The following is a 13046-nucleotide window of genomic DNA, read 5'->3' on the forward strand; positions in this document are numbered from 1 at the left end:
GCCCTTGGGGCCGGCACGATGACATCCCGCACCGAGCCGGACGCCGCCCGCGCGGCGCTGCGCACGGCCAAGCGCCAGGCGCTGGCCCTGCTGCTGCTGGCAACCGCAGTGTTCATCGGCACCAGCCTGGTGGAGCGGGGCCTGGCGCTCAATTGCCTCAAGGCCGTGGCCGAGGCGGCCATGGTGGGCGCGCTGGCCGACTGGTTCGCGGTGGTGGCGCTGTTTCGCCACCCCCTGGGCCTGCCCATCCCGCACACGGCCATCATCGCGCGCAACAAGGACCGCATTGGCCGCAACCTGGCCGGTTTCGTGCGTGACAAGTTCCTCGATCCGCCCTCGCTGGTGGCGCTGATCCGCCGCCACGACCCGGTCGCCCGCCTGGCCGAATGGCTGGTGGCGCCGGACCATGCCGCGCTGCTCGGCCAGCAGGCCGTGCGCCTGCTGTCGGCCGGGCTCGACGCCGTGCAGGATGCCCAGGTGGAGCGCTTCATCCAGCGCGCCGCGCGCACGCTGATCGGGCAGATCGACCTCTCGCACACCATGGCCACGGTGCTGGGCGCGCTCACGCACAACGGCCGCCACCAGGCGCTGCTCGACGATGCGCTGGCCCGGCTCATCACCCTGCTGCAGAACGAGGAGACGCGCCTTGTTATCGCGCACACCATCGTGCAGTGGCTCAAGAAGGACCACCCGGTCAAGGAAAAGGTATTGCCCACCGACTGGCTGGGCGACAAGGGATCGGCCATGGTCGCCAACGCCCTGGCCGGCCTGCTGGGCGAGGTGGCGGAGAACCCGCAGCACCAACTGCGCGCCCAGTTCGACGAGGCCGTGCAGCGCCTGGTGGTGCGCCTGCAGACCGACCCCGACTGGCAGCGCAGGGGTGAGGAGATCCGCACCTACCTGCAGACCGATGCCACGCTGGGCCGCTACGTGCAGGAGCTGTGGCAGGGCATGCGCACGGCCCTGCAGCGCGACCTGGACAATCCCGAGTCCGCGGTGGCGCGCAACGTGCAGGCCATGGGCGGATGGCTCGGGCAGTCGCTTGCAGGAGACCCTGACTTGCGTGCATCGCTCAACGCGCGGCTCGAGCGCTGGGTGCAGGGCCTGGCGCCCGATGTGTCGGCCTTCATCGCCCAGCACATCGAGGACACGGTGCAGCGCTGGGATGCGCGGGAGATGTCGGACCTTGTCGAGCTGCAGGTCGGCCGGGACCTGCAGTACATCCGCATCAACGGCACGGTGGTGGGCGGGCTCATCGGGCTGGTGCTGTTCGGCCTGTCTCATGCGGGTGAGATCTGGCGCGTGGTGCGCTAGAAAAGCTGCACCACCAGCGGCACCAGCAGGGCCGCCAGCACCACTTGCAGTCCGAGCGCCAGGCCGGCATAGGCACCCGCATCGGCATCGTCCTGCAGCGCCTGCGCAGCGCCGATGCCGTGCGAGGCGGTGCCCAGGGCAAAACCGCGTGCCACCATGCCCGATGCGTCGGTGCCCACGCGCAGCCAGCCAAACAGGGTGCGGCCCGAGAGCGCGCCCACCATGCCGGTGAGCACCGCGAACAGCGCCGCGAGCGCCGGCACGCCGCCGATCTGCGCGGCCACACCCATGGCCACCGGCGCGGTGACCGACTTGGGTGCCAGGGACATCAGCATGTCCACCGGCAGGCCCATGGCCCAGCCCAGGCCCACGGCACTCGCAGCTGCCACGCTGCCACCGGCCAGGGCGGCCAGCAGCAGGCGGCCCCAGCGCCGACGCAGCTCGGCACGGCGTTGCCACAGCGGCCAGCCCAGGGCCACCACGGCCGGCCCCAGCAGGAAGTGGATGAACTGCGCCCCCGCAAAGAAGGTGGGGTAGGCCGTGCCCGTGGCCAGCAGCGCACCGGCCAGCACCACCACCGACCACAGCACCGGGTTGGCCCAGGCGGCGTGGCCCATGCGTGCGGAAAAGGCCTGTGCCAGCACGTACACCGCGAGTGTGGCCGTAAGGCCGAACAGCGGTGCCTGCGAGAGATAGACCCAGAAGCTCAACGAAATTGGCCATCGCCGGCCTCCTGCCCGCTGGTCCGGGTCTTGAACAGGCGCAGCACCAGCACCGTGGCTGCCATGCCGGCCCAGGTGGACAGCACGATCACGATGACCAGGCGCAACCCGTAGGCACCCAGCAGGTCGAGGTGCGTCATCACGCCCACGCCCACCGGCACGAACAGCAGCGACAGGTGGGTGAGCAGAAAGCCTGCTGCCGGTGCCACGGCCCGCTGCACGGGCCCCCAGTGCAATGCCAGGAGCAGCAGCACCATGCCCACCACAGGGCCAGGCACGGGCAGGTGCAGAAAGTGCGACAGCGCCTCGCCGGCCGACTGCATCAGGAGCAGGAAGGCCAGGCCCTGAAGTCCCTTCATCGGGCCAGGCGATGGGGGTGGCGCGGTGGACGGCTGTTGCTGCACGTCAGAAGCGGGGCAAGTCCGGGTGCTTGATCTGCCCGGCGCGCACCAGCATCTTTCCATACTCCGCGCAGCGGTGCAGCGTGGGGATGACCTTGCCGGGGTTGAGCAGGCCGGCCGGATCGAACGCATGCTTGAGGCCGAACATCTGCGCATTCTCGGCGGCGCTGAACTGCACGCACATGCTGTTGAGTTTTTCAACCCCCACGCCGTGCTCGCCGGTCACGGTGCCGCCCATGGCCACGCTGGTCTCCAGGATGTCGGCGCCGAACAGCTCGCAGCGGTGCAATTGGTCGGGGTCGTTGGCATCGAACAAAATCAGCGGATGCAGGTTGCCGTCGCCCGCGTGGAACACGTTGGCGCAGCGCAGCTGGTATTTCTTTTCCATCTCGGCAATGGCCAGCAGGATGTCGGCCAGGCGCTTGCGCGGGATGGTGGAGTCCATGCACATGTAGTCGGGGCTGATGCGCCCGCTGGCCGGGAAGGCGTTCTTGCGCCCGCTCCAGAAGCGCAGGCGCTCGGCCTCGTCGCAGCTGACCGAGATGGCCACGGCGCCTGCAGCGCGCAGCACATCGGTCATGCGGCCGATCTCTTCCTCCACCTCCTCGGGCGTGCCGTCGCTCTCGCACAGCAGGATGGCCTCGGCGTTGAGGTCGTAGCCCGCGTGCACGAAGTCCTCGACCGCGGCGGTCATGGGCTTGTCCATCATCTCCAGGCCTGCGGGGATGATGCCGGCGGCGATCACCGCGGCCACTGCGGCGCCCGCCTTGCGCACGTCGTCGAAGCTGGCCATGATGCAGCGCGCCAACTGCGGCTTGGGGATCAGCCGCACCGTGACCTCGGTGGTCACGGCCAGCATGCCCTCGCTGCCGATCACGGCGGCCAGCAGGTCATAGCCGGGCGCATCGAGCGCGTCGCTGCCGAACTCCACGGCCTCGCCCTCGACGGTGAAGCCGCGCACCTTGAGCACGTTGTGTACCGTCAGGCCGTACTTGAGGCAATGCACGCCCCCCGAGTTCTCGGCCACGTTGCCGCCGATGGTGCAGGCGATCTGGCTGCTCGGGTCGGGCGCGTAGTACAGGCCGTAGGGCGCGGCTGCCTCGCTGATGGCCAGGTTGCGCACGCCGCACTGCACCACGGCCGTGCGGCTCACCGGGTCCAGGTCCAGGATGCGGTTGAACTTGGCCAGCGAGAGCGTCACCCCCAGGGCATCGGGCATGGCCCCGCCCGACAGCCCCGTGCCCGCGCCGCGTGCCACCACCGGCACATGCAACTGGTGGCAGGCCTGCAGCACGGCCTGCACCTGCTCGTAGGTCTCGGGCAGGCAGACCACCAGCGGGCGCTGGCGGTAGGCGGTGAGGCCGTCGCATTCGTAGGGCGTGGTGTCTTCGGCATGCCACAGAAGGGCATGGGCCGGCACGGTGCGGGACAGTGCCTGCACCACCTCGGCCTGGCGCGCTGCGCGCTCGGCTGGCGTGGGCCCGGTGGGTGCCTTGGCTGCGAGGGAGGAGAGGGAAGCGGTCTGCATGCCGCCACTGTAGGCCATGGCGGCGCCGGCCGCCGTGAGATTTTTGGAGGGCCGGTGTGAAATCCGGTGCAGAGCGTCAGCCGCCGCGCGCCAGCGGGCAGACCTGGCGGACCTCGTCGATCGGCGCTCCGGCCACCGTGATGGTCCTGTCGCTCCCTGGATCGGGTGCGAAGCCCAACGCTGCATAGAAGCGGATGGCCCGCTGGTTGGCGGCCAGCACCCACAGGCTGGCTTCGGCCTTGCCCTGTTCCTGCAACTGCTCCCGCGCCTGCCGCCACAGCGCCTGGCCTGCCCCCTGCGACCAGCAGGCCGGGTCCACGTAGATCGCCCAGATTTCGCCCCGGGTGGCCGGCGCATCCTTGTCGCGGCAGTCGCCGAAGGCGATCCAGCCCGCCACCGCACCCTGGCCGTCCTGCGCCAGCAGCAGCCTGGGACGGCCCTGGACAATGGCCTGGGCCCAGTAGGCTGCGCGCTGGGCGGTGGACAGGGCCGCCAGGTAGGCCGCGTCGAGGATGCCCGCGTAGGCCGCCTGCCAGGCCACGACATGGATGCGCGCGATGGCGGCGGCATCGTCCTGTTGTGCCGGCCGTATAAGCATGCTCACACCATGATCTTGCGCAGCCATTCGGCAAAGGCCGCGCATTCCCAGCGGTCCATGGTGCCGGTGCGCCAGCACAGGTAGTGGGCGTGGGGGCTGGTGGTGTCGGTGTCGAACAGGCGCACCAGCGTGCCGTTCTCGAGCCAGGGCGCGCCCAGCTTCAGGCGCACCAGCGCCACGCCCATCCCGGCGGATGCGGCGTCGCACATCAGGCCGATGTCGTTGAACTGCGAGCCCTCGCTTGGCTCAGCCCAGTCCAGGCCGGTGGCGCCGAACCAGGTGCGCCAAGGCTCCAGCGGACTGCGCAGCAGCGCCACACCCTCCAGGTCCTCGGGGCGCTCGAAGGGGCCGTGCTCGCGCACGAAGGCCGGCGAGGCCAGCGGGGTGACCACGTCGCGCGCCAGCTCCACATGCTCCACGTCGGCATAGTGGCCTGCGCCAAAGCGCACCATCAAGTCGGCGTCTTCGGCCACCACATCCAGGAGCGGGATGGAGACCTGCAGCGCCAGGTCGATCTCGGGGTAGGCCTCGGTGAACTGGCGCAGGCGCGGGATCAGGATGGTGCGCGCAAACGTCGGCGTCACGGCCAGCTTGAGCCGGCGCCGGCCCGGCGCTGCCGCCGCGCCCGGAAAGCGCTGCAGAGCCCCCAGCCCCTCGCGCACATGCGCCAGGTAGGCGCTGCCCTCGGTCGTCAGCGAGAAATCGGCCCGGCCGAACAACCGCACGCCCAGGATCTGCTCGAGTTGCTTGACGCGGTGGCTCACGGCGCTGGGCGTGACGCACAGCTCGTCGGCCGATTGCGTCACGCTGCGCAGGCGCGCCAGTGCCTCGAAGGTCAGCAGGCACTGGATGGGCGGGATCCGCCGCGCCGCGCTGCTCAGGAACGAGGAGGGGGAGGCCGTGGCCATCGTCGCTCTCGCGCCAGGCTCAGCGGAAGACGACCGTCTTGTGCCCGTTGAGCAGCACGCGGTGCTCACTGTGCCACTTCACGGCGCGGGCCAGCACCTGGCTTTCGGTGTCGCGGCCGCGTGCGGTCAGGTCTTCCACCGTGTCGGTGTGGTCGGCGCGGGCCACGTCCTGCTCGATAATCGGGCCTTCGTCGAGGTCGGCGGTGACGTAGTGGGCCGTGGCGCCGATGAGCTTCACGCCCCGGTCATGGGCCTGGTAGTAGGGCTTGGCGCCCTTGAAGCTGGGCAGAAAGCTGTGGTGGATGTTGATCGCACGGCCCGAGAGCTTTCTGCACAGGTCGTCGGACAGCACCTGCATGTAGCGCGCCAGCACCACCAGCTCGGCCCCTTCGGCCTCGATGATCTCGTACTGCTTGGCCTCGGCCTGCGCCTTGGTGGCGGCCGTGACCGGGATGTGGTGGAACGGCACGTTGTAGCTGGCGGCCAACTGGTAGAAGTCGCGGTGGTTGCTGATGATGGCGCGGATGTCCACGGGCAGCAGGCCGGATTTCCAGCGGAACAGCAGGTCGTTGAGGCAGTGGCCTTCGCGGCTGACCATGAGCACGGTCTTGACGGGCTGGGCCGTGGCGTGCAGGCTCCAGCGCATCTCGTGCGGGTCGGCGAAGGCCGTCAGCCGCTCCTTGAGCGTGGCATGGTCGTGCTGGCTGCAGGCGAACTGCACGCGCATGAAGAACAGGCCGGTGGCGTGGTCGTTGTACTGCGCGGCTTCTTCGATGTTGCCGCCGTGCTCCAGCAGGAAGCCGGAGACAGCGTGCACCAGCCCCAGGCGGTCGGGGCAGGACAGGGTAAGGATGTAGGCTTGGGTCGTCATAGCTGCGCCATTGTCGCAGCAAGGCCCGGACGGGTTTGGAAGAGGGATTTCATGCAAGAGTCGGAAGGCCCACGGTCGTTGGTTCCCTGGCGCGTGGCGGCGCTGTACCTGGTGCTGGGCGTGGTGTGGGTTTTGGTGGGAGACCTTTTGCTGGCCCACTGGGTCACGGACCCGGATGACCTGACCCGTTACCAGACCTGGAAGGGCTGGCTCTACGTGCTGCTCACCGGGGTGTTGGCCGGCTGGCTGGCGCGCCGCGCACGCGAGGCCGAGCACGCCCGTGCGCGCGTGCTCAAGGACCGGGTCGACATCGCGGCCGTGCGTGCGGCCCTGGCCACCAGCGAGGAGCGCCAGCGCCTGGCCAGCACGGTGGTGGACAACACCATCGAGGGCGTGGTGGTGACCGATGCGCAGGGCCGCATCCTGTCGGTCAATGCGGCGTTCACCCGGCTGCTGGGCTATGCCGAGACCGAGCTGCTGGGCCATAACCCGCGCGTGTTCAAGTCGGGCCGCCATGACAAGGCCTTCTACGACGCCATGTGGGCGTCCATCCACGGCGCCGGCCACTGGCAGGGCGAAATCTGGAACCGGCGCAAGAACGGCGAGGTCTTTCCCGAGCACATGTCGCTGAGCGCCGTGCGCGACCCGCAGGGCGCCGTGACGCACTACGTGTGCATGTTCTCCGACATCTCCGAGGAGAAGGCGCAGCAGCAGCGCCTGGAGTTCCTGGCCCACAACGATGCGCTCACCGGCCTGTCCAACCGCACGCGCTTTGGCGCCGAGCTGGCCGAGGCCGTGGGCGAGGCGCGCCTGAGCGGCGAGCACTTGGCGGTGCTGCTGATCAACCTGGACCGCTTCAAGGACGTGAACGACAGCTATGGCCACGCCACGGGCGACCAGGTGCTGCAGCACATTGCGCGCAAGGTGCAGTCGGCCCTCCGCCCGGGTGACCTGCTGGGGCGCATGGCGGGGGACGAGCTGGCCGTGGTGGCACGTCACATGCGCAACTCCGAGGGCGCGGCGGCTGTGGCACGCCAGTTGATTGCGGCCGTGGCCGAGCCCTGGCGCTCGCCCGATGGCCTGGAGGTGGTGGCCGGGGCCAGCGTGGGTATCTGCATGTACCCGACCCATGCCGATACGGTGGAGGGCCTGCAGCAGGGCGCGCATGCCGCTGTCTATGGCGCCAAGGCGCGCGGGCGCGGTGCCTGGTGCTTCTTCCACGAGACCATGACCCAGGCCGCGCGGGAGCGCCTGGCGCTGGAGTCGCGCCTGCGGCTGGCGCTGGCGCAGGGGCACATGGAGGTGTACTACCAGCCGCAGGTTGACATCGCCAGCGGCCGCATCGTCGGGGCCGAGGCCCTGGTGCGCTGGAACGACCCCGACGAAGGCCTCATCTCGCCCGCGCGCTTCATCCCCGTGGCCGAGATCTCGGGCGTCATCGGCCCGCTCGGCGAATGGGTGCTGCGCGAGGTCTGCCGCCAGGGCCGGCAGTGGCGCGATGAGGGGCTGCCGGACCTGACGCTGGCCGTCAACGTCTCGCCGCGCCAGTTCCACCTGACCGACGTGGCCGGCTGCACGGCCGCCGCGCTGGCCGATTCGGGCTTTCCGGCGGCGCTGCTGGAGCTGGAGATCACCGAGACTGCGCTGGCCGAACGCGCCGAAGAGGCCCTGCAGGTGCTGCTGGGCCTGCGCGGCCTGGGCGTGCGGATCGCGGTGGACGACTTCGGCACCGGCTACTCCTCGCTCGCACAGCTCAAGCGCTTTCCCATCGACGTGCTCAAGATCGACCAGGGCTTTACCCGCGACATCCCGCAAAGCACCGATGACATGGCCATCAGCGCGGCCATCATCGCCATGGGGCACAGCATGGGCCTGTCGGTGCTGGCCGAGGGGGTGGAGACCCCCGCGCAACTGGCCTTCCTGCAGGCGCGGGGCTGCGACACCTACCAGGGCTACTTGTGCAGCCGGCCCTTGCGCGCGCAGGCGTTTGCTGCGCTGCTCCAGGCGCAGCCTGCGCCCGATCACCGCGCCGCATAGGACGTACCTGCGGCCCGCCTGGCGTCAGGGCTTTGGCGGGGCGTTCCCCCACTTCTCGCGCAGCTCGGCACAGGCATCGTGCGGCGGCAGCGCCGGTGTAGGGGCCACCAGGTCGGCATCGGCATGCGCGGCCGCCGGTTCGCCGCCCGCCCGGGCCACCACCACCTTGGTCGCCACCTGGGGGCCCAGGTGCGTGGGCACGCCCAGGCCGCGCCAGACATGGCCGGCACCGGCGACCAGCAGCACGGTCTTGCCGGGTTGCAGGGCCGAGGTAGCGGTCTGCGCCATGCTCGCGTCGCGTGCGATCTGGATGCGCGCCATGGGCGCGATCTGCGCTTGCGGCAGCAGGCCGCAGTGGCCGTCGCGGATCTCGGTGTACTGGCGCTGCAGTGCGGGCGCGGGCAGGTGCGCATCCCACTGCGCCTGGCCCATGGCAGCGCGCATCTGGCTGCGCGGCAGGTTGCCGCCCAGCACCGGCACGCCTGCGGCCACGGCCGCCATCACCACCGGGCCGTACTTCGCCCAGGGCCAGGCCTTGTCCTGCCAGTTCAGGGACGCCTGCGCCTGGGCGTCGGTGGCGTCCGTCCGCAGGCCGGCGGTGCTGCCGCCCCGCTCGGCCATCTCCATCACCACGGCCGCCAGCGCGCCGCGTGCGGCCATCCACTGCACGGCCTCGCGCTGCAGGCGCTGGTGCTCGGCGGCATCGTGCTGCTCGCCCAGCAGCAGCACGTCGGCGGGCAGCACCTGCTCCAGGCTGGCGGGCCATGAAGGGGGCTCCTGGGCCGACAGGGCCGCGCAGCCGGCAAGTGCCAGGGCGGTCAGCAGCAAGGAGCCCAGCCGGGCCGCGGAGGTGGTGGACAAGGGGTGGGTATGCATGCCGTAATGCTAGCGGGCGGCCATTTCCCGGATGCCATGCGGCGCAACCCGCAGGATCGAAGCCACGGCGGCAGTGTGGCTATCGGGCCGATGTAAGGTGCTGCTTTTCGCCTCCCCGGCCGGGTTGCAACGTGCGGGGACCCTCTGTTTGTTGATGGAGCGCAAGGACCTTCCGCCATGAAACGCGAAACATCGGGTGCTTTGACCGGCGCCACCTCCATGCAACCCATCAGCCTCGACGTCCTGCGCGAGAAATACCTCAAGAACGGCGAGACCAGCGCCGACGACCTGTACCGGCGCGTGGCGCGCGCCCTGGCCTCGGTCGAGGCGCCCGCACTGCGCGACAAGTACGAGGCGCTGTTCCTCGGTAACCTGCAGGCCGGCGCCATCGGTGCCGGGCGCATCATGAGCGCGGCGGGCACCGACATCCAGGCCACGCTGATCAACTGCTTCGTGCAGCCCGTGGGCGACTGCATCCAGGGCGTGGACGACGGCGGCTACCCCGGCATCTACGAAGCCCTGCGCGAAGCGGCTGAAACCATGCGCCGCGGTGGCGGCGTGGGCTACGACTTCTCGCGCATCCGCCCCAAGGGCGCGCGGGTGGTGGGCACGGCGTCCACGGCCTCGGGGCCGTGCAGCTACATGAACGTGTTCGACCAGTCCTGCTCCACGGTGGAGAGCGCGGGCGCACGGCGCGGCGCGCAGATGGGCGTGCTGCGCATCGACCACCCCGACGTGCAGGAATTCATCACCGCCAAGCGCACGCCTGGGCGCTGGAACAACTTCAACGTCTCGGTCGGCGTGCCCGATGCCTTCATCCAGGCCGTGCAGAGCGATGCTCCGTGGGAGCTGGTGCACCAGGCCCGTCCCATCGAGTCGCTGATCGGCCAGGGCGCCCACCAGCGCGCCGATGGCCAATGGGTCTACGCCACGGTGCCGGCGCGCACGCTGTGGGACAGCATCATGCAGTCGGCCTACGACTTCGCAGAGCCCGGCATCCTGTTCCTCGACCACATCAACGAGGACAACAACCTGCACTACTGTGAGGACATCGCCGCCACCAATCCCTGCGTGACGGCCGATACCTGGGTGCTCACCACCGGCGGACCGCGCCAGGTGGCCGATCTGGTGGGCCAGCCTTTCAGTGCCGTGGTGGACGGGCGCGCCTACCGCGTGGAAAGCCAGGGCTTCTTCCAGACCGGCACGCGGCCCGTGCTGCGCCTGCAGACCCGCGAGGGCCATGCGTTGCGCCTCACGGCCGACCACCGCGTGCGCCGCGTGGCGCGCAAGACGCGTTACTGCCTGGAGGTCGAGTGGACCGAGGCCGCCCAGCTCTCGCCGGGTGACGAGATCGTGCTGCACGACCACCGGGCCCTGCAAGGCTGGGCCGGTGCGGGCAGCGAGGCCGAGGGCTACCTGCTCGGCCTGCTCGTCGGCGACGGCACGCTCAAGGCCGACAAGGCGGTGATTTCGGTCTGGGCGCCCGAACTCAAGGCCGTGGGACAGGGCACCGTGGCGTATGCCGCCACGGGTGCTGCGGGCATCGTGCAGGCCGCCGAGGCCGCGGCCGCCACGCTGGCGCACCGCGCCGATTTCGGCGGCTTTCAGCGCCCGGTGGCCGGGCGCGGCGAGGCGCGCATGGCCAGCGGCGCCTTGCGCAATCTGGCCCTCGGGCTGGGTATGGCACCCGGGCACAAGACCATCACCCCGGCCATGGAGCGCCAATCGTCGGACTTCGCGCGCGGCCTGCTGCGCGGCCTGTTCGATGCCGATGGCTCGGTGCAGGGTACGCAGGACAAGGGCGTCAGCGTGCGCCTTTCGCAAAGCGACGAGCCCTTGCTGCAGACCGTGCAGCGCATGCTGTTGCGCCTGGGCATCGCCTCCTCCCTCTACCGCGACCGGCGCCCTGCGGCCGAGCGTGCCCTGCCCGATGGCCACGGCGGCCAGCGCCTGTACGGCACGCGGGCCCAGCACGAACTGGTGGTCAGCGGCGACAACATCGCGGTGTTCGCCGAAGGTATCGGCTTTGCGGACACGGACAAGGCCGAACGCCTCGCCAGGGCCCTGGCCGGCTATCGCCGCGCACTGCACCGCGAGCGCTTCACGGCCACCGTGCAGGCGCTGGTGGACGATGGCGTGGAGGACGTCTACGACGTGACGGTGGCCGACGTGCATGCCTTCGATGCCAACGGCATCGTGGCGCACAACTGCGGCGAGCAGCCGCTGCCGTCGTACGGCTGCTGTGACCTGGGGCCCATCATCCTCACGCGCTTCGTGCGCCACCCCTTCGGCTTCGGCGGGGTTGCGCAGTTCGACTTCGAGGCCTTTTCTGCCTCGGTGGCGCTGCAGGTGCGGGCACTCGACAACGTGCTCGACGTGACCTTCTGGCCCCTGCCGCAGCAGCGCGACGAGGCCATGGCCAAGCGGCGCATCGGCGTGGGCTTCACGGGCATGGGCAATACGCTGGCCATGCTGTGCCTGCGCTACGACCTGCCTGAAGGGCGCGACATGGCGGTGCGCATCGCACAGGCCATGCGCGATGCGGCCTACCTGGCCTCGGTGGACCTGGCGCGCGAGAAGGGCGCCTTCCCCAAGTTCGAGGCCGGGCCTTACCTCTCTGAAGGCACGTTTGCCAGCCGCCTGCCTGAACCCATCAAGGAGGCCATCCGCACGCACGGCATCCGCAACAGCCACCTGCTGTCCATCGCGCCCACGGGCACGGTGAGCCTGGCCTTTGCCGACAACGCCTCCAACGGCATCGAGCCGCCGTTCTCCTGGACCTACAAGCGCAAGAAGCGCGAGGCCGATGGCAGCACCAGCGAATACGCGGTGGAGGACCATGCCTGGCGCCTGTACCGCGAGCTCGGCGGCAACGTGCTGCAGTTGCCCGAGTACTTCGTCTCGGCCCTGGCCATGCCGGCCGAGGGCCACATCGCGATGATGGAGGCGGTGCAGCCGTTTGTGGACACGGCGATCTCCAAGACCGTGAACATCCCGGCCGACTACCCTTACGAGGGCTTCAAGGACCTGTACCTGCACGCCTGGCGCGCGCGCCTCAAGGGCCTCGCGACCTACCGGCCCAACGCCATCCTGGGCTCGGTGCTCGAAACCCACAGCGCACCGGCAACGGCGGCCCCGGCGCCGGCCGCGCCGCCGGTGGACCCGATGCGCACCGTGATCGAGAGCCGGCCCAAGGGCGGCCTCTCGGCCGTGGCCGAGAAGGTCGAGTACTGGACGCAGGAGGGCCGCAAGACCCTGTACCTGCTGGTCTCCTTTCTGCCCGTGCCCACGGGCGTGGGCAACACCACGGTGGACCGGGCCATCGAGTTCTTCATGCCCGTGGGGCAAAGTGGCGAGTCGCAGCAGTGGATCACGTCCAGCATGCGCATGCTCTCGCTGGCGGCGCGCGGCGGCTTCCTGGAGCGTGCGCTCAGCGACATGCGCAAGGTGGCCTGGGACCGGGGCCCCGTGCGCCTGGGCACGCACCGCAAGGAGGACGGCACCCAGGTGCCCATGTGGCATGACTCCGAAGTGGCAGCCATGGCCTATGCCATCCAGAACATCCTCGCACGCCGCGTGGCCGACCCGGTGCAGCAGCAGTTGCCGCTGGACGAACCGGCAGCGCCCCCCGTGGCGGTGCCCCAGGCCATGGCCGGCAAGAAGTGCGTGGAATGCGGTGCGCATGCCGTGATCCGCAAGGATGGCTGCGACTACTGCACGCAGTGCGGTCACACGGGGGCCTGCGGCTGATGCGCGGCCTCTGCCTGCCCGTTGCCGGCCCGGAAAGCCCA

10 protein-coding genes are annotated in these 13046 nt (G+C 70.1%); 3 read left to right on the plus strand and 7 right to left on the minus strand.

From position 1 onward, the window contains the following. Positions 1-18: 18 nt before the first annotated feature. Positions 19-1314, plus strand: a complete 1296-nt coding sequence (locus AC0IZS_RS11135; protein WP_471635671.1) for a DUF445 domain-containing protein — start codon at positions 19-21, stop codon at positions 1312-1314. Here the strand turns inward: AC0IZS_RS11135 and AC0IZS_RS11140 are convergent. The 6 genes from AC0IZS_RS11140 to purU form a co-directional block, all read right to left on the minus strand. Beyond that, entirely contained in the window at positions 1311-2024 is a 714-nt protein-coding gene (locus AC0IZS_RS11140; RefSeq protein WP_471635672.1) for an LrgB family protein, read from the minus strand. The genes AC0IZS_RS11135 and AC0IZS_RS11140 overlap by 4 nt on opposite strands. After that, positions 2021-2395: a CidA/LrgA family protein gene (locus AC0IZS_RS11145; RefSeq protein ID WP_471635673.1), complete on the minus strand. Its 375-nt coding sequence runs from the start codon at positions 2393-2395 to the stop codon at positions 2021-2023. The genes AC0IZS_RS11140 and AC0IZS_RS11145 overlap by 4 nt, the downstream gene beginning before the upstream one ends. A 46-nt stretch (positions 2396-2441) precedes the next feature. After that, on the minus strand, positions 2442-3965 hold the full coding sequence (locus tag AC0IZS_RS11150) for an FAD-linked oxidase C-terminal domain-containing protein (protein ID WP_471635674.1): 1524 nt from the start codon (positions 3963-3965) through the stop codon (positions 2442-2444). 76 nt (positions 3966-4041) lie between these two features. Then, positions 4042-4563 carry a GNAT family N-acetyltransferase gene (locus AC0IZS_RS11155; protein WP_471635675.1) on the minus strand — a complete coding sequence of 174 codons (522 nt, stop codon included), beginning with the start codon at positions 4561-4563 and terminating at the stop codon, positions 4042-4044. Positions 4564-4565: 2 nt separating this feature from the next. Next, positions 4566-5471, minus strand: a complete 906-nt coding sequence (locus AC0IZS_RS11160) for a LysR substrate-binding domain-containing protein (RefSeq protein ID WP_471635676.1) — start codon at positions 5469-5471, stop codon at positions 4566-4568. Positions 5472-5490: 19 nt separating this feature from the next. After that, positions 5491-6342 carry a formyltetrahydrofolate deformylase gene (gene purU, locus AC0IZS_RS11165; protein WP_471635677.1) on the minus strand — a complete coding sequence of 284 codons (852 nt, stop codon included), beginning with the start codon at positions 6340-6342 and terminating at the stop codon, positions 5491-5493. Positions 6343-6393: 51 nt separating this feature from the next. On the opposite strand from purU, the gene AC0IZS_RS11170 reads away from it, so the two are divergent. Then, the gene (locus AC0IZS_RS11170; protein WP_471635678.1) at positions 6394-8379 is read left to right on the plus strand and encodes a putative bifunctional diguanylate cyclase/phosphodiesterase; all 1986 of its coding nucleotides are present in this window, start codon (positions 6394-6396) and stop codon (positions 8377-8379) included. Positions 8380-8403: 24 nt separating this feature from the next. On the opposite strand, the gene AC0IZS_RS11175 is transcribed toward AC0IZS_RS11170, so the two are convergent. Then, positions 8404-9255, minus strand: a complete 852-nt coding sequence (locus tag AC0IZS_RS11175) for a ChaN family lipoprotein (protein ID WP_471635679.1) — start codon at positions 9253-9255, stop codon at positions 8404-8406. A 177-nt stretch (positions 9256-9432) separates the two neighbouring features. On the opposite strand from AC0IZS_RS11175, the gene AC0IZS_RS11180 reads away from it, so the two are divergent. After that, on the plus strand, positions 9433-13005 hold the full coding sequence (locus tag AC0IZS_RS11180) for an LAGLIDADG family homing endonuclease (protein ID WP_471635680.1): 3573 nt from the start codon (positions 9433-9435) through the stop codon (positions 13003-13005). Positions 13006-13046 lie beyond the last annotated feature (41 nt).

Source organism: Acidovorax sp. AC410 (genome assembly GCF_979253235.1).

Coding starts and splice junctions, on each gene's coding strand:
- AC0IZS_RS11135 (WP_471635671.1), top strand. CDS start 19: ATGACATCCCGCACCGAGCCGGACGCCGCCCGCGCGGCGCTGCGCACG.
- AC0IZS_RS11145 (WP_471635673.1), bottom strand. CDS start 2,395: ATGAAGGGACTTCAGGGCCTGGCCTTCCTGCTCCTGATGCAGTCGGCC.
- AC0IZS_RS11150 (WP_471635674.1), bottom strand. CDS start 3,965: ATGCAGACCGCTTCCCTCTCCTCCCTCGCAGCCAAGGCACCCACCGGG.
- AC0IZS_RS11155 (WP_471635675.1), bottom strand. CDS start 4,563: ATGCTTATACGGCCGGCACAACAGGACGATGCCGCCGCCATCGCGCGC.
- AC0IZS_RS11160 (WP_471635676.1), bottom strand. CDS start 5,471: ATGGCCACGGCCTCCCCCTCCTCGTTCCTGAGCAGCGCGGCGCGGCGG.
- purU (WP_471635677.1), bottom strand. CDS start 6,342: ATGACGACCCAAGCCTACATCCTTACCCTGTCCTGCCCCGACCGCCTG.
- AC0IZS_RS11170 (WP_471635678.1), top strand. CDS start 6,394: ATGCAAGAGTCGGAAGGCCCACGGTCGTTGGTTCCCTGGCGCGTGGCG.
- AC0IZS_RS11175 (WP_471635679.1), bottom strand. CDS start 9,255: ATGCATACCCACCCCTTGTCCACCACCTCCGCGGCCCGGCTGGGCTCC.
- AC0IZS_RS11180 (WP_471635680.1), top strand. CDS start 9,433: ATGAAACGCGAAACATCGGGTGCTTTGACCGGCGCCACCTCCATGCAA.